The sequence below is a fragment of the Bacillus sp. SIMBA_074 genome (genome assembly GCF_046534555.1).
GTDB lineage: Bacteria > Bacillota > Bacilli > Bacillales > Bacillaceae_G > Bacillus_A > Bacillus_A mycoides.
Genome location: NZ_JAWRYM010000018.1, coordinates 88,361 through 104,146, shown reverse-complemented (window position 1 = coordinate 104,146; position 15,786 = coordinate 88,361). Strand labels below are relative to the sequence as shown.

22 protein-coding genes are annotated in these 15,786 nt (G+C 35.3%); 11 read left to right on the top strand and 11 right to left on the bottom strand.

Annotated elements, in window-relative coordinates; all coding sequences use genetic code 11:
- Positions 1–105: 105 nt before the first annotated feature.
- Positions 106–684 (bottom strand): lipoprotein BA_5634 family protein, encoded by a 579-nt coding sequence (locus tag SB773_RS19150; RefSeq protein ID WP_410591444.1) that lies wholly within the window; start codon positions 682–684, stop codon positions 106–108.
- Positions 685–1,249: 565 nt separating this feature from the next.
- On the opposite strand from SB773_RS19150, the gene SB773_RS19145 reads away from it, so the two are divergent.
- From SB773_RS19145 to SB773_RS19130, 4 genes are all read left to right on the top strand, one after another.
- Positions 1,250–1,915, top strand: a complete 666-nt coding sequence (locus SB773_RS19145) for a PspA/IM30 family protein (RefSeq protein WP_002015754.1) — start codon at positions 1,250–1,252, stop codon at positions 1,913–1,915.
- A gap of 80 nt (positions 1,916–1,995) precedes the next feature.
- Positions 1,996–2,400: a DUF350 domain-containing protein gene (locus SB773_RS19140; RefSeq protein WP_107887314.1), complete on the top strand. Its 405-nt coding sequence runs from the start codon at positions 1,996–1,998 to the stop codon at positions 2,398–2,400.
- Positions 2,401–2,421: 21 nt separating this feature from the next.
- Positions 2,422–2,928: a DUF4178 domain-containing protein gene (locus SB773_RS19135; RefSeq protein WP_410591441.1), complete on the top strand. Its 507-nt coding sequence runs from the start codon at positions 2,422–2,424 to the stop codon at positions 2,926–2,928.
- 13 nt (positions 2,929–2,941) lie between these two features.
- Positions 2,942–3,760 (top strand): DUF4247 domain-containing protein, encoded by an 819-nt coding sequence (locus SB773_RS19130; protein ID WP_410591439.1) that lies wholly within the window; start codon positions 2,942–2,944, stop codon positions 3,758–3,760.
- Between the two features lie 606 nt (positions 3,761–4,366).
- Here the strand turns inward: SB773_RS19130 and SB773_RS19125 are convergent.
- On the bottom strand, positions 4,367–5,239 hold the full coding sequence (locus SB773_RS19125) for a YitT family protein (protein WP_002138778.1): 873 nt from the start codon (positions 5,237–5,239) through the stop codon (positions 4,367–4,369).
- Between the two features lie 187 nt (positions 5,240–5,426).
- The gene (locus SB773_RS19120) at positions 5,427–6,461 is read right to left on the bottom strand and encodes a YdcF family protein (protein ID WP_410591436.1); all 1,035 of its coding nucleotides are present in this window, start codon (positions 6,459–6,461) and stop codon (positions 5,427–5,429) included.
- A 734-nt stretch (positions 6,462–7,195) separates the two neighbouring features.
- Between SB773_RS19120 and SB773_RS19115 the strand changes: the two genes are divergently transcribed.
- Together SB773_RS19115 and SB773_RS19110 are read left to right on the top strand one after the other, a co-directional pair.
- The gene (locus tag SB773_RS19115; protein WP_193662764.1) at positions 7,196–8,008 is read left to right on the top strand and encodes an S-layer homology domain-containing protein; all 813 of its coding nucleotides are present in this window, start codon (positions 7,196–7,198) and stop codon (positions 8,006–8,008) included.
- A gap of 84 nt (positions 8,009–8,092) precedes the next feature.
- Positions 8,093–8,326: a spore germination protein gene (locus SB773_RS19110; RefSeq protein WP_002015747.1), complete on the top strand. Its 234-nt coding sequence runs from the start codon at positions 8,093–8,095 to the stop codon at positions 8,324–8,326.
- Positions 8,327–8,496: 170 nt separating this feature from the next.
- Here the strand turns inward: SB773_RS19110 and cydB are convergent, their stop codons facing one another.
- Entirely contained in the window at positions 8,497–9,525 is a 1,029-nt protein-coding gene (gene cydB / locus SB773_RS19105) for a cytochrome d ubiquinol oxidase subunit II (protein WP_410591433.1), read from the bottom strand.
- Positions 9,515–10,864, bottom strand: a complete 1,350-nt coding sequence (gene cydA, locus SB773_RS19100; RefSeq protein WP_410591431.1) for a cytochrome ubiquinol oxidase subunit I — start codon at positions 10,862–10,864, stop codon at positions 9,515–9,517. The genes cydB and cydA overlap by 11 nt, the downstream gene beginning before the upstream one ends.
- Positions 10,865–11,088: 224 nt before the next feature.
- Here cydA and SB773_RS19095 point away from each other — a divergent pair, with 224 nt between their 5' ends.
- Positions 11,089–11,652 (top strand): beta-class carbonic anhydrase, encoded by a 564-nt coding sequence (locus tag SB773_RS19095; protein ID WP_002015742.1) that lies wholly within the window; start codon positions 11,089–11,091, stop codon positions 11,650–11,652.
- On the opposite strand, the gene yidD is transcribed toward SB773_RS19095, so the two are convergent.
- On the bottom strand, positions 11,649–11,885 hold the full coding sequence (gene yidD, locus SB773_RS19090) for a membrane protein insertion efficiency factor YidD (RefSeq protein WP_002112460.1): 237 nt from the start codon (positions 11,883–11,885) through the stop codon (positions 11,649–11,651). The two genes, SB773_RS19095 and yidD, sit on opposite strands and share 4 nt — an antisense overlap.
- 128 nt (positions 11,886–12,013) lie before the next feature.
- Between yidD and luxS the strand changes: the two genes are divergently transcribed.
- On the top strand, positions 12,014–12,487 hold the full coding sequence (gene luxS, locus SB773_RS19085) for an S-ribosylhomocysteine lyase LuxS (RefSeq protein WP_001141371.1): 474 nt from the start codon (positions 12,014–12,016) through the stop codon (positions 12,485–12,487).
- A gap of 64 nt (positions 12,488–12,551) precedes the next feature.
- Here luxS and SB773_RS19080 read toward each other — a convergent pair whose 3' ends face one another.
- From SB773_RS19080 to ytzI, 4 genes are read right to left on the bottom strand one after another with little or no spacing between them, the layout of a single operon-like run.
- Complete coding sequence (locus SB773_RS19080) at positions 12,552–12,782, bottom strand: YczI family protein (RefSeq protein WP_410591429.1); 231 nt, start codon at positions 12,780–12,782, stop codon at positions 12,552–12,554.
- A 23-nt stretch (positions 12,783–12,805) separates the two neighbouring features.
- Positions 12,806–13,036 (bottom strand): YczI family protein, encoded by a 231-nt coding sequence (locus SB773_RS19075; protein WP_410591427.1) that lies wholly within the window; start codon positions 13,034–13,036, stop codon positions 12,806–12,808.
- Between the two features lie 13 nt (positions 13,037–13,049).
- Positions 13,050–13,280: a DUF3953 domain-containing protein gene (locus SB773_RS19070; protein ID WP_410591425.1), complete on the bottom strand. Its 231-nt coding sequence runs from the start codon at positions 13,278–13,280 to the stop codon at positions 13,050–13,052.
- 1 nt (position 13,281) lies between these two features.
- Positions 13,282–13,431 (bottom strand): YtzI protein, encoded by a 150-nt coding sequence (gene ytzI, locus SB773_RS19065; protein ID WP_410591423.1) that lies wholly within the window; start codon positions 13,429–13,431, stop codon positions 13,282–13,284.
- Positions 13,432–13,514: 83 nt separating this feature from the next.
- Here ytzI and SB773_RS19060 point away from each other — a divergent pair, with 83 nt between their 5' ends.
- From SB773_RS19060 to SB773_RS19050, 3 genes are all read left to right on the top strand, one after another.
- Positions 13,515–13,832 carry a hypothetical protein gene (locus SB773_RS19060; RefSeq protein WP_002089150.1) on the top strand — a complete coding sequence of 106 codons (318 nt, stop codon included), beginning with the start codon at positions 13,515–13,517 and terminating at the stop codon, positions 13,830–13,832.
- An 84-nt stretch (positions 13,833–13,916) separates the two neighbouring features.
- Positions 13,917–14,396: an antimutator 8-oxo-(dGTP/GTP)ase gene (gene mutTA / locus SB773_RS19055; protein WP_002015736.1), complete on the top strand. Its 480-nt coding sequence runs from the start codon at positions 13,917–13,919 to the stop codon at positions 14,394–14,396.
- 113 nt (positions 14,397–14,509) lie between these two features.
- Positions 14,510–15,046 carry a DUF3267 domain-containing protein gene (locus SB773_RS19050; protein ID WP_107887320.1) on the top strand — a complete coding sequence of 179 codons (537 nt, stop codon included), beginning with the start codon at positions 14,510–14,512 and terminating at the stop codon, positions 15,044–15,046.
- A gap of 47 nt (positions 15,047–15,093) precedes the next feature.
- Here the strand turns inward: SB773_RS19050 and SB773_RS19045 are convergent, their stop codons facing one another.
- A complete protein-coding gene (locus SB773_RS19045) occupies positions 15,094–15,765 on the bottom strand; it encodes an HAD family hydrolase (RefSeq protein ID WP_410591420.1) in 672 nt (223 codons plus the stop codon).
- Positions 15,766–15,786: the final 21 nt, after the last annotated feature.

Sequence of the window (15,786 nt, the reverse complement as noted above, 5' to 3'; positions counted from 1 at the left end):
TCTCCGATTCCAATTTTCTCTCATTATACAAGAAATACCCTATAGAATAGACTTTTTTTCAGTGTCTATTCTATAGGATACATTTTATTTCGCAAAGCTTTTTTATTATTTCTTAATTTTTACAAGTTGTGCTCCTTCTACACCATTTTTTCCAGGGAATTCTTTACTAGGGTCTTTATCAAATTTTAATACACCCACAGATTTTTCTTCACCTTTTACATTGCCGTAAGTTGCATCATCAACAATCACGAACATATCTGCATATGCACGGCCACTACCAATAATTGTGTTGCCTTCATATTTTAATTTCGCACCATCAATTGTAGCATTTTCTACTTTATTTTTTGCGAATAACACGCCTTGTTCTGTTGTTACAGCTGGTAATTTATCAAGTGGTTTCGTGTCGTCTTTTTCATCAACTTTTTGTAGTAATTCTTTTTTAACAAGTTCTTCACCAGTTTTCTTATCCATTACAAGAACTTTTTTACCCTCTAATGTTGTCATTTTCATTTTATAGAAGTCTTTTTCTTTCACTTCTTTTTTATTTTTATCTGCAATTTGCTGAACTTGCTCTTCTGTTCCGTATAATACAAAGCCGTTCGCTTTTTCTCCTAATAAAGAACAACCTGATAATGCTCCGAATGAAATTGCTGCTGCTAACCCGATTCCTACTAATTTTTTCATGATGATTTCTCCTTTTTATATGTTTTATCCCGCATTAACGGGCAGTAAAACTCCCACCTCAAAATTCGGCTGGAGCAAAGAAGTTAGGTGGGAGGTCAACTGCCCGTAAACGCCCGATTGGTTCAACTAATAATCAGTGGGGGGATAAACAAAACCCCCACTGATTATAGTTTCACTTTATAGCAAATACAGTTTTTGTATTAGTCCTTACAGTATGAGAAGCTTTTTTGCTATTCCGTTGCTTCTGGTATTAGTGTATAAGAAATATTGAAACGTAACTATCGAGTTAGCTTACAGTAACATTACAATAATGTAATTTAGTGAAAGTGCATAAAAATAAGTCAATTCTGAAGAGGGTTAATGAGAATATATTAGGAATACAATGTTTTATCTAGAATGTCATATTATATTGGCTGTATTTTGGAAATAACATGTAAGGACATATTAGTTTTGTTATAATAAACACATAGGCTGTAAAAATGAATATTCTTTACTGTTAAGGGAGATTTTTCAGTTTTCCAAGTAGTGAATTTGAAATATGAGGTAAGTCATAGGAGGAATTAGAATGTCTGTATTTAAACGATTACGAGATTTAACAATGTCGAATGTATATTCATTAATTGAAAAAGCGGAAGATCCAGTTAAGATGACGGATCAATATTTACGCGATATGCAAGCGGATGTACAAGAAGCTGAGAAAAGTGTAGCAGCTCAAATTGCACTTGAGAAGAAATTCAAAATATTATTTGAAGAGCAAGAAGCACTTGTGAAAAAACGTGAAGAGCAAGCTCATATGGCTGTTCAAGCTAGCAACTTAGATCTTGCGCGCCGTGCTTTAGAAGAAAAACAAAATGCAGAGCAAAAGATGAATGAGTATAAAGCGAGCTATGAGCAAAACAAAGCAGCTGCTGATAACCTTCGTCTTAAGCTAGAAGAAATGCGTAAGCAATTAACAGAGCTGAAAAATAAACGTGAAACACTTGTTGCACGTGTAAATGCAGCGAAAGCACAAAAGAATATTAATCAGGCGATGTCTGGATTTGATTCAAATTCAGCAAAAGCTGGTTTAAGCCGTATGGAAGAGAAAGCACTTCAATTAGAGGCTGAAGCAGAAGCAAGCGGTGAAATTTACAAGAAAGAAAAGTCGTTAGATGATGAATTCGCAAGCTTAAACAAAAATTCTGTTGTTGACGATGAATTAGCTCGTATTATGAAGCAGTACGAGAAATAATATAGAATAGACAAAGAAACCGACATGTCTGAAGAGAATTCATGTCGGTTTTCTATTACTTTTTTAGAGGAGGTTTTGTAATGACGTGGATGAATGTTTTAGCTATGCTTGTATGGACTGGAGCGAGTGCGGTACTTTTATTTGCAATTATGTGGGTTGATTCGATTTTTACAAAATACAATGATTTAAAAGAAATGAAAAATGGAAATACAGCAGTGGCAACGCGTTTCGTTATGAAATTATTTGCGCAAGGGTACATTTTATCTCAATCTATAACGAAAGCGAATGACTTATGGCAAGCGCTTCTTGCCTCAGCAGTTTCATTCGTTATTTTATTAATTGTAGAAATGTTCATTGAGTTTGTGTTAAAGAAAATGTCTGGTTTAGATTTAGAAGAAGGAACGAAAGAAGGCAGCTTAGCACATGCGTTGTTAGCTGGTTCATTACATATCGTTGGTGCACTTATTTTAGGTGCTTGTTTATAAAGAGAAAAGGAGGGGTAGATTGTGAGTTTATTTAAACGTATTAAAAATATAATGAAGAGTCCGGAGCCGCCGAAGCCAGAAAAGAGTCTTTTAACGTTGGCTCCTGGCGATATGATTGAAGTCTCGTTAGTCATGTACGAATTAACTGGGAAAACGAGCATGCATTCTCGCAAGGAGATTATTTTAACTTTGCAGGATGGGAAAGATATTCGTTATTTGAAAATTGAAGACCGTGAAAATACGTATTACAAATTGTATACACCGATTGATGGTCGTTTAGATTCAATCGATGAAATTCCGACGACGATTGAAATGGATGATATAGAGTATCATATGGAAGAACAATATAATGGACGTGTTGTTGTTATGGGGAAAACGCCATTCGCTGCTTCAGAAGAACAGTACGTATGGGAATTCCAGTCTGACAACCGCAAATTATTACGTGTTGAATGGCAAAATGGTCGCACGATGATGTATGAGGGAGAATCAATTATTCCTGCTGATGTACAAATCATAAGAGCAACATAAGGGGGGCGTAATCATGTCAAACCGATTGTTTACCATGATTAAATCGTTCGTGATCCCTATACTTGCTATCGTTACATTACTTGTTATTGCCGGCTATGCTTTATCGGGCTGTCAAGGTGGTCAGGCGAAGTCAATTCAAGACCGTTATCCGCTAGAGTCTGTCGCAAAGGATGGTAAACAAGAATCTTACGTGTATAGGGCTGCCAATCGGTCAGTTCCTGAAGTCGCAAAGGAACTTATAGCCGAAAGGAAACCGAAGCAAGCATCTAAAGAAGACGAAAATCAAATGTTCCTCGTTTATTCTGATAAAATGTATAATTTACAAAAGGATAAAGAGAAACCATCTGATACGTTAATTGAAATAAGCAATGAAGAATTTGTCCGTCAAAATTACCAACCATCCTTCTTACAAGGATATATCATGGGGAGTATATTAAACGATATATTCGGTTCACGCAAATCATCATACGGTGATTATCGCGGATATAATGACAGACAAAATCATAAACCGGTGATCCCGGAAAGACCACCTACGAAAGAGGAAAAGAAAACCCCGCCTCCAATTACGAAGGAAGGGAAAGGATCTATTATTAAGCGAGGCGATAATGTAGATCCGAAATCATCTGTAGGTGATAAAGGAAGTATTACGGAAAAAGGAAGTAAAACGACGCCACCGCCTTCTACCGGAAGCAAAGGGAAAATTACGAAAAACCCGGGTGGCTCGAGTGGATCTGATGTGAAGCCGAAATCATCCATTAAAACCCCACCAAAGAATACGTCGCCCCCGAAAACAAGGGTTGGCGGTTCAGGGAAAATTATGAAGAGAAGATAGTATAGAGACTGAAAAGTGGAATTTGCTTTTCGGTCTTTTTATTATGGGAATTAATTCCTTATAGCTGGTACAATTAAGTTATAAGGAGGAGATTATTATGAGTATATATAAAAGGTTTAGTTTGATTATGTTCCTCGTCTTATTCCTCAGTTTGTTTATTAGCACAACGATGAAATTTCACTTTATCCCGCATTAACGGGCAGTAAAACTCCCACCTCAAAATTCGGCTGGAGCAAAGATGTTAGGTGGGAGATCAACTGCCCGTAAACGCCCGATTGGTTCAACTAATAATCAGTGGGGGATGAACAAAACCCCCACTGATTATAGTTTCACTTTATAGTAGGTATTCTATGGATACTGTGTACATGTACTCTCTTTCTATATGTTCCGCTTCGCTTTCAGCATGAAGTGCCCGCCTTTCAAAAGTACGTCGATTGGATTAAAAGCGGGGGAAGATGGGGGGAGTAAAATATATCAACGGTTTTTCGATTATATCTATCGTAGCTCAAAATATATCAACGATTCGAAAAGGAATATCGATTTACCAACTTCATAATAAAAAGAGGCTGCACCAATATTTTGGCACACCCTCTTTTTTCATAATGATTAATGAATATCACGTTTCTTAAAGTTACCGCCTTTTACTTCAGCTACGTCATAAACTGTAATAAAGGCATTAGGATCGATTTCATTAATCAGGTCCTTCATTTTACTTTCTTCTAAACGGTTAATTACACAAGAAATTTCTTTGAATTTCTCTCTTGAATAACCACCGTATACTTCGTTATACGTTGCGCTTCGGCCTAAACGATCGCGAATTGTTTCTACCATTAATTCAGGCTCTTTCGTGATGATTTTAAATGTTTTCGAACCACTTAAACCAACTTCAACGATATGAATCACTTTCGAAGCGATAAAGTAAGCAATTGCCGAAAGGATAGCCCCTTGAAGACCAAATACTGTTGAAACAAAAATAAAGACAAACATATTTAAGAATAAAATAAGGTCACTTGTTCCAAAAGGTAACTTACGAGAAAGTAATACAGCTAGCATATCGATTCCATCTAATGCGCCGCCGTTACGTAAGGCTAGTCCCATACCAAAACCGATAATAATACCACCAACAACTGTAACGAGTAGTGTATCGCCTTCAATAATAGTTGGTATTCCGTGCATGACAACGGTACCTATTGCTAATGAAGCAATCCCGATGATGGAATAAATTGCAAAGCTTTTACCGATTTGTTTATATCCTAACCAAACGAAAGGAATGTTAATAACTGCGATTAGAGCTCCTAATGGCAATCCAAATAATCTTGAACTAACGATACTTAAACCAGTCACACCACCGTCGGATACGTTATTTGGAATTAAGACAGCTTCTAATCCGTACGCTGTGATAAATGCCCCAATAATAATCATCAAAGCTTTTGAAGCAATTTTCAGCTTATTGGGCTTACTCTTGACAATTTTCTTCATGTAATTTCCTCGTTTCAAACTAGTTTCTTATTTGTTACGTAATTCACACCTAAATTCCATTTTAACATTTAATTTGAAAAAATTCTCCTTTAATGGATGTATGCAGGGGATATTATCACCATATTACCATTAAAATATTTTTGGAATTCGTATAAAAAATCCCATCCGTTCAAAGGATGGGAGGTTGTTAAGAAAATATAAAACTAACGACTGTTAGGAATAAAGCGAAACCTAAAATAGTTCCACATATTTTCATATGGCGCTTACGCCCCATAACGACAATTGCGACATATTCGCGAATCATTGCGTTAGGCCAGTAATAAAATGCAGTTTTTGATCCGATTCCTTGGCTATTAAGGCCAGCTTGTCTTGCATATATACCAGCGCGGAAAAGGTGGAAATTGTTCGTTGTAAAAATACTTCTATACTTACCTTGAGGCTTTAAAGAATCCATAATTTCTTTAGAGAACGACATATTTTGATATGTGTTTACAGAGCGATTTTCTTGTAAGGTATGTTCAAAAGGAATTCCTTTTTCCACAGCATAATTTTGCATTGCTTCTGCTTCCGGAAGGTTTTCATCTGGACCTTGCCCACCAGAGAAAATGATTGTTGGCGGTGTAGTAACAGCTGTTTGTTTCCAATAGAAGTCGATTGCTTTATTAATACGACTTGCAAGTAACGGAGGTACTTTATCGTTAATTAAGCCACTGCCAAGAACGATGATGAAATCTTGATTACGTCTTGGTCTGTTGAATTGGTATAAAAAATATGCTGATAAAAAATTAGATAAATGTATAAAGAAATATACAGTTATAAAAGAAATACCAGCAAAAATAAATTGAAAGTGTGTTGAGACTAAACTTGCTGGATTTATGATAGGGAGTAGCATAAAGAATAAAATCCCTAAAGCTGCAATTAAAGTTAAAGAGTTTGTAAAGCGTCTTCCTTCACGCTTCATCAAGATTCTCGCATTAAGAAATAGCCCAAACATTAAAGCGACTATAGCAAAAGGTATCATTACAATTAGCGCTATCATGGGAATAATAACGATAAAATGTAAAGCGTTATTACCAGATGCAAACGAGACGACTGCACAAAATAATAGAAAAGAACAGAAAAAGGCATTAAATAAAAAGCCATTTATTATTTTTCGTGGATCTTTTAAATAAGAGAAAAGAAAAATAATAAACAATATAAGAGGAATAATTCCGAAATACATAAATGTTGTACACCTCAATTTTTATGATGTTTTTATTGCACTCCTAATACTACATGATTTTGAAGTTATTAATAATAAAAATAACGATTTGGAATTTTCTCAACAAATGATATAGACAGATATGATAAAATGTATTCAAAGTAAAATGGTTTAGAGGGCACTCTGTAGAGTGTCTTTTTCTTTGAAATATGTAATTTTGCATATTTTGTTCTTTTTTAATGAAAGAGGATTAAAATATAAATTGTGGATACATGCTATAAAGCAGAATTGTATACAAACATTTGCCTCTACTCTTTTTGTATCTAACAATCTTGTAACAATTAATGATTCTGTTTTCTAGTGTGTGTTTACGAAAAGTGGGATGGGTTATATATAAACAGGGGAAAGGGCGTCTTCTTAAAAGGCGCCTTTTTATTGTTGAATATAGATAGTTATCACTGTTAATATAGTGGAAAATATCTATACTAAACATTAGCAATCTTCCGTATAAATATTATCAATTTACTATATATTCCAGTGGTGTTAAGTTAAATATGAAAGGCTTTCTTTTTCAAAATATTACCCCTAATAAATTTTTGAAAAAGTCAACTGTCTCCAAAATTGCCATTTGTGCTTAGCAAAAAAAGAATCCTTCGGGGTTCTTTTTTTGTATTCGACAGAATATGACAAAATGAATTTATATAATTTGTTATATTGTTAAATGTTTATTATGGAAAAGAGAAGGAGACTTAAGTATGGGATTTAAAAAATTACTTTTAACAGGTGCAATTGTTGCAACTACAGCATTTACTTCAATTGGGACAGCGCAGGCAAGTATAGAGTTTAAAGATGTTCCAAACAATCATTGGTCGTATAAGGCAATTATGGACTTAGCAAATAAAAACATTGTTGCTGGATATGGAAATGGAATTTTTGGATTTGGTGATGATGTAACTCGTGAGCAAGTTGCAGCCCTTATGTTCCGTCAATTAAAGCCAGCAGTAAAAGAACAGTATAATAATCCGTATAAAGATGTTACTGATCGTTCGACTCTGTTTAAAAAAGAGATTCTTGCTTTAACAGAGATGGGTGTATTTGCTGGAGATGGCACAGGGAACTTTAGACCGAAAGATTCGTTAACTCGCGATGAAATGGCACAAATTTTAACAAAAGGGTTCCAATTGCAAATAAGAGGGGATCATAATTTCCCGGACGTAGATAGAAATGGATGGGCGAATCCTGCGATTACTGCAGTTAAATCAAATTATATTACAGCTGGAACTGGTGATGGTAAATTCGCACCTAGAATGCATGTAAGTCGTGAGCAATATGTTCAGTTCTTATATAACGCGACATTACCACTTGAAGAAAGACCAGGAGCAAGACAAGAACAACCACAACCAGAGGTGAAGCCGGAACAAAAGCCAGAACCAAAACGCTTTGCTAACTGTAAAGAAGCAAATGATGCTGGAGTTTACGATATTACAAGAGATAGTCCGTATTACGGTAAGCATTTAGATCGTGATGGCGATGGAATTGCTTGTGAGAGAAAGAAGAGCGGTAAATAAGAAAAAAGCACTCAGCCTGAGTGCTTTTTTCTTATCCACACATGCTATTTTTTTAGGCGATTCTCATAGAATGGGAGTAACGAAATGAAAGTAGGTGATAAAATGCCAGCTATTGTGGAAGGGGTTATTATTGAGAACTGTAACGGGACAATTAACTTAGGTGATAAATATAACGTACATCCAATTGAAAAAACGAAAGCTTATAATGGATCGGGATCTTCAAATACCGGATTAAATGTGAGGACCTTCAGTGGTATTAGTACGGCAGATGTAACGGATAACGATGTGTATGACCAAGTAATTCAATCTACGTTATAATTTTTATATGTAAAATTGCATAAAATGATGTGCTTGCCCTGTGATACAATTTAGTTGTGAGCTGTTAGTGATTCTTCTTTATCATAGTTGTTAGATTAGAAATGTAACATCTTATCGAAAATCATACGTATAAGAAAAAAGACACTTCGTTTGAAGTGTCTTTTTTCATTTTAGTGATACCCTTTAGCAGAGTCTTTATGAATTTTATTTTTAAATATGCTGTAGCTCCAAAGTTGATATCCAATAACGATTGGTACCATGACGATTGCAACGAAGAACATAATTTTTAAGTTTAATTCACTACCGGCTGCGTTATATAACGTTGTACTGTATGCGTCGTTAATACGTGATGGTAACATTCTTGGGAACATACCTGCAAAACCAGTTGTCATAAACATTGCGATTGTTAAGCAAACGAATGTAAAGGCAAGGCCGATTTTATGTTTGTACACCATAATAAGTGCGAGTACACTCATTAACATTGCAAGTACTGGAAGAATGAATAGTACAGGATATTCCGTAAAGTTTTGGAATAAATTTGTACGATTTGCAGTTGCGACATAGAAGATAGCTAAAATGATAGCAGCTGCCATTGAAAATGGTCTTGCGATTTTATAAGCACGATCAGATACTTCACCGGTCGTTTTAATCATAATCCAAAGGGCACCAGATACGACGAATATAGCAGTGAAGAAAAGACCACCTAAAATACCATAATGGTTTAGTAAGCTAAGTAAAGTTCCTTCATAACCATCTTTTCCGATTTGCAGCCCGTAATACAGGTTAGCGAATGTAACACCGAATAAGAAGGCGATTAGGAAACTACCAATTGCAAATGCCCATTTACAAGTTTTTTGCCAAATTGGTGAATCGTCTTTATGCATAAATTCAAGTCCAGCGGCACGAGCAAATAGTGCCAGTAATACTAAAAATAGTGGTGTATACAGGTAACTAAACATATTTGCATATGTGATTGGGAAGGCAGCGAATGTTGCGCCACCAGCTGTAATTAACCATACTTCATTACCACCCCAGAACGGACCAATAGCTTCTTGTAATTGATTTCGTTCTTGTCGGTCTTTCGCAACGAATGGGAAAATCATCCCGTTACCGAGTGCGTAGCCATCAAGAATGAAGTAAACTGTCCAAATTACGCCCCATAAACCGAACCAGATGACTGCAAGCATATCATGAGACATGAGCTGTACCTCCTTCAGTAGCAGGTTCTTCTAATGCAGCTGGTCCTTTTTTTGCGAACTTCAGCATTAAGTATACGTCTGCAATTAAGAGTAAAGTGTAGAACAATATTAAACTAATTAATGAGAACCAAATTTGTGGAACTGATATAGGTGATACAGATTCTGCTGTACGCATCAGTTTATATACTGTCCACGGTTGACGACCTACTTCAGCAACAATCCAACCAGCGTTAATTGCAATATAAGGAAGTAAGACAGACCACATTGTAATTTTTAAATAGCGTTTTGAGTTTACTAGTTTTCCTTTTCGGTTTAAATAGAAACCGAACCAAGTTAATGCCATAAAGAACATGCCAAGTGCAACCATTAGGCGGAAGCTATAGTACACAAGGTTAACGTTTGGACGATCTTCTTTCGGAATATCTTTTAAACCAACAATTTCTCCATCAAATGAGTTTGTATAGAAGAAACTGCCGAGTTTTGGAATTGTAAGCAGTTCAAAGTTCTTTTCATTTTTCACATCAGGAATTTGAATGATTGAGAACCCTTGTCCTTTTCCAGTTTCCCAAACAGCTTCCATTGCAGCTCCTTTAGCTGGCTGGTATTTAGCAGCCGATACACCGGATTGATGTCCCATAAAAGGTGTAATAGTTGCCGCGAATAACCCTAACATTAAGCCAAACTTAAATGATTTTTTGAAGAATTCCACTTCATTTTTACGTAGTAAGTGATATGCACTAATTGCCATAACGAAGAAAGCACCGACAATATAACAACCAATTACAGTGTGAAAGAACATATTCCATGCATATGGATTTGTAACAAGGGCCCAGAAATCATTTAATTCAGCGCGGCCGTTACGTACTACGTAGCCAACAGGATTTTGCATAAAGCCGTTTGCTGTAATAATCCAAAGGGCAGAAATATTTGTTCCAAGTGCAACCATCCACATACAGAAAGCACGGAACTTTGGTGAAATTTTGTCTTTACCGAATAACCATATTCCCATGAAAGTAGATTCTAAGAAGAAGGCAACAAGTGCTTCGATTGCGAGAGGTGATCCGAAAATATCTCCCATATATTTGGAGTACTCAGACCAGTTTGTTCCAAATTGGAATTCCATCGTAATCCCGGTTATAATTCCCATTACGAAGTTAATTGTAAATAATTTACCCCAGAAATTTGCCATTTTGCGGTATGTTGGATTCAATGTGCGGGCGTATTGAGTTTCCATACATGCTACTAAAATAACAAGTCCGATTGTCAAAGGTACAAATAAAAAGTGATAAAAAATAGTAATTGCAAATTGAAAACGACTTAGTAACAGAACGTCGGACATAATAAATATTCACTCCTTTTTTACATTATCTACAATCAGTTTATAGTGAAAATACGTTTAAAGTATGTGAGACTTGTTACAAAGGTGTGTGTATATTTTGAAAGAATTATGTCGATTATCTGAAAATATCCTATTTTTACTATAAAGCAATATCCTTTTTGAGTTTTTCAAATTTTGGTACACTACATATGTAATGTAAATGAGAGAAAAGAGGGTTCTTTACTATGAAGTCATTAGAAGAGATTTTACAATACAATGAAAAATTCGTTGAAGAGAAAAAATATGAAGAGTATGAAACAGGAAAATTTCCAAATAAAAAAATGGTAATTATCTCTTGTATGGATACTCGTCTTGTTGAATTATTACCGAAAGCTATGAATATGCGTAACGGTGATGTAAAAATTATTAAAGTAGCAGGCGCTGTTATTTCACATCCATTCGGAAGTATTATGCGTAGTATTTTAGTCGCTGTATATGAGCTTGGAGCTGATGAAGTATGTGTTGTCGGTCATCATGATTGTGGTATGGCAAAAATTCAAGCAAGCAGTACAATTGAGAAAATGAAAGAGCGCGGCGTAACAGAAGAGAAATTAGATACACTTCGTTATTCTGGAATCGATTTAGAAAGATTCCTACAAGGGTTCTCTAGTGTAGAAGAAAGTGTAGAACATAGTGTGTCAATACTTCGCAACCATCCGTTACTTCCGGAAGAAGTACCTGTTCACGGTCTTGTTATAGATCCTGACACAGGAAAATTAGATTTAGTTGTGAATGGTTACGACAATTAAGAATTTACTTTGTCATCCTTTTTATCTGGGACAGGATCAAATCCTCCTGGATGGAAAGGGTGACATTTTAATATACGCTTACATGTAAGCCAAAATCCTTTGAAGGCACCGTGTTTTTGAAACGCTTCTAATCCATAATGAGAGCAAGTCGGATGAAAGCGGCACGTTGGCGGTGTCATCGGAGAAATGAACTTTTGATAAAAGCGTATAATACCGATAAAAATCTGTTTCATAATAGTCTCCTTTTCAGCATAGTCTTAAAGTATTATAGCACGACAGTACATAATTCTTTACTAATGTCGATTTCCGTTATATCATATTGGATATAACGGAATTAAATTAAAAGCGGGAGAGATGTTGTATGCCATCAGTAGAAAGCTTTGAATTAGACCATACGATTGTAAAGGCGCCTTATGTAAGACATTGCGGAGTCCACAATGTAGGTAGTGACGGTATTGTAAATAAATTTGATATTCGTTTCTGCCAACCGAATAAACAAGCAATGAAACCAGATGTTATTCATACGTTAGAACATTTATTAGCATTTAATTTACGTAAATATATTGATCGTTATCCGCATTTTGATATTATCGATATTTCACCAATGGGCTGCCAAACAGGATATTATCTTGTAGTAAGCGGAACACCGACGGTTCGAGAAATCATTGATTTATTAGAACTAACATTAAAAGATGCGGTTCAAATTACAGAAATTCCAGCTGCAAATGAAACACAATGTGGCCAAGCGAAGCTTCACGACTTAGAAGGAGCACAACGCTTAATGAACTTCTGGTTAAGCCAAGATAAAGATGAACTTGAGAAAGTGTTTGGATAAAAAAGGAAAACTGCCTGTTAAAGGGCAGTTTTTTATTTTGTTAAGAGAAAACATGCTCTTCTTTTTATGAAAGTATACTAGATACTCCAACATATAAAATAGCAGCGGAAACGAGAAAATAAACAAATGCTTTTGCTTTTTGCTGCTCTTTTATTTCATCAATTCCAAAAAGGATAAACATAATACTTAAAAGGATAAATACGAATGGTAAAAGCATAGGGAGGTTTGCAAAGAGGTTAAGTAGAGCGAGAATGAGGGCAATAGTAGCTATTATAATTCGAATGTTTTTTAACATGAAATCCTCCTTAAATAGATTATTTAACGAAATATTTCTGAGAAGCCAAGCAATAAAGCAGCAGCGCTAGCCATGAAAGCAAGTGTGCCGCTAGATTTTCTGTCTTTTTTTATTTCTTCTAGACCTATAGTGAAAGCCATTAATCCTAAGAAAATGAACATGTAGGGCATACTATCTCTGTTGTCGCTGATAAAACTATAAATGGCTATAGATAAAGCGATAAGTGAAAAAGTAATTCGAACTCCTTTTAACATAAATGTACCCCTTTTATTTTATGTAGGTAATGATGAGAACAATCCAAATGAAAGCACCGGCAACAATACAAATAAATCCGGTTCCTGAATCTTTCTTCTTTATTTGCTCAATAGCGATGAGAAACATTAAAGCTCCTAATAAAAATTGTGAAAGTGGTAGAAAGTTATTTTGACCTGTCAGTAAACTAATAGCGGATATGATGATGACACTGAGTGCGATTAAAATACGTAGTATACGAAGCATATTATGAATTCTCTTTGCTGTTTTTTGTATAAGGGTTATCTTCTGGTTTATCAACGGAATGTTTATATGAATATCCTTTATTAATTGTCATTACAGAGAGCACTAATACGATAAGTACGATAACAATGCCGATAATTAATATTTTGAGCATGAAATCCCTCCTTTTCTTTATTTTACATAATTTTGTAATTGATGAAAACAATAGAAATTAAAAGGATGAAAGAAGGGTGTTACATGGAGAATAAAAAAACATATTATATATCAGTTGGAAATGGTCAAATTTCGCAAGTGAAGACGGCGGATACGTATAATTTTGAAATTTATGCAAATGACGAAGAGATTACGGAGTTAAGAGAGTATTTTGATCAAGCGTATGAAGAGGACTTAGGTTCGTATGTACGCTCCCACGTTCCATTCGTTGAGTATCATCACGATTCGAATAATGATCGATATGATGAACAACTACAAAAAGCATATAAAATGATTTATGATCTAGGGAATCATGAAACGAAAGAATTAGTCGCACAAATGGGAATAATCAATGGATTGTAATTGGATAATATTATGCAGAAAAGCGAGAATATGCTACAATTTGTGGTAGGAAAAACTTGTAATCATCAATAGGGGAGTAATGGCATGTACAAATTTAAAGATTATTACCACAACACTGTACAATTATCGTTTGAACGTTACCCATTTTCTCCTGAGCCAAAGCATGTTTGGGTTGTATGCCGGTACGGGGATCAATGGTTATTAACGCATCATTTACGCCGTGGTCTTGAATTTCCAGGTGGTAAAGTAGAACTCGGGGAAACACCGGAAGAAGCGGCAGTTCGAGAAGTTCATGAGGAAACCGGCGGCATAGTTTCTGATTTAACTTACTTAGGGCAATACAAAGTATCCGGAAAAGACAAAATAATCATTAAAAACATTTATTTTGCAACAATTAGTGCGGTAGAGCAACATACGCATTACGAAGAAACGAAAGGGTCTGTTTTATTAAAAGACATTCCTGATAATATTAAAACTGATAGAAAATTTAGCTTTATTATGCGCGATGATGTATTAGCGCGTACGATGAAACATATAGAAGAAATCGGCTGTTTTACGAAGTAAAGTGGCCGGTTTCTTTTTTTGCGTTCAAGAATAAATGTAAATATATCTTTATATACATTTGGGTATATTATACAATTTCGTGAGGATATCTTTACTTGTTAGGAGGGGAAAAGATGGATAACAGAAAAGAAACAACAGTTTCTGTTTCAATGGTTAAATTAAATTTCTATTCATTTTTTATAATATTCGCTCTGGCGATTGGAATTAGTTATCTGCATACAATTCTTTCAGGCGGGTTTCAAATTGAAATTACGTTACCGATCATGTTTCTTTTTATTATCGCAATGCTTGTTCTCGTTTGTATTCATGAGGCATTACATTTAATAGGATTTCGCTATATCGGAGGTGTTCCGTGGAGTGAATTAAAATGGGGCGTCAATTGGAAATTGGGTGTGGCATATGCTCATTCTAAAAAAGAAATTACAGTAAAGCAAATGAAGAAAGTATTAATGTTGCCATTTTTACCAACTGGAATTTTACCAATTGTATTGGGATTAGCTATGAATCTGGAGCCACTCTCATTTCTAGGGATTCTACTAACAGCAGGCTGCATTGGTGACATTGCTTTATATCAAAAAGTTTCAAAATTTCCAGATGATGCGCTAGTGATAGATCATCCGAGTAAACCGCAGTTTACAGTTTATGAGTAAAGCAGTCCAAAGAACCTCTCTTCCGTAGAGTGGTTCTTTGGACTGCTTTATGTTTTTTTTATTTCCACCTCTAAAAACGAAAGCACCTTTAATAAATCATCCACGACACGTGAATGTTCAAAGTCACCCCAAAATGAATCTCTCTTCCAAACGCCAAGAATCCCTACTTGTTCAGAACCAAGCACATCATTTTCTGGATGATCTCCAACGTAAATACATTCTTCTGCTTTAACATTTAGCTTTTGCAAAGCTCGTTCGAAAATCTCAGGATGTGGTTTTTTAATTCCTTCTGCTTCTGAAATGAAAATTGTGTTTGTATACGTATGTATGTTTAGTGCTCGAAGGTTGCTCATCTGAAATTTAGTAAAGCCGTTTGTAATAATACCAATTTTAATGTTTAGCTGAGTTAGTTGTTGAAGTAATTCATGCATGTTTGGGAAAGGAATACAATGATGTTGGAAGTTTGTAATGTAGTCGTGCAGCAGTTGCTCTTGCGTTAAAGTGGTAATGTTGTATTCACAAAGGAGAGTGGAATATACCTTATCTTTCCACGTGTAACCATTATTGTCGAGTTCGAGAAAACGAGAGCAATACTCGGATTTTTCTATGTTTATCAAATGAAAGGCGAAGCGATTATATTGATCACGAATAAATTGCTCTAGAGATTGGCGACGATCTAATAGTGTTCCATCTAAGTCAAATAAGACTGCTCGAATCATGGGAAACCTCCATACAGCTTT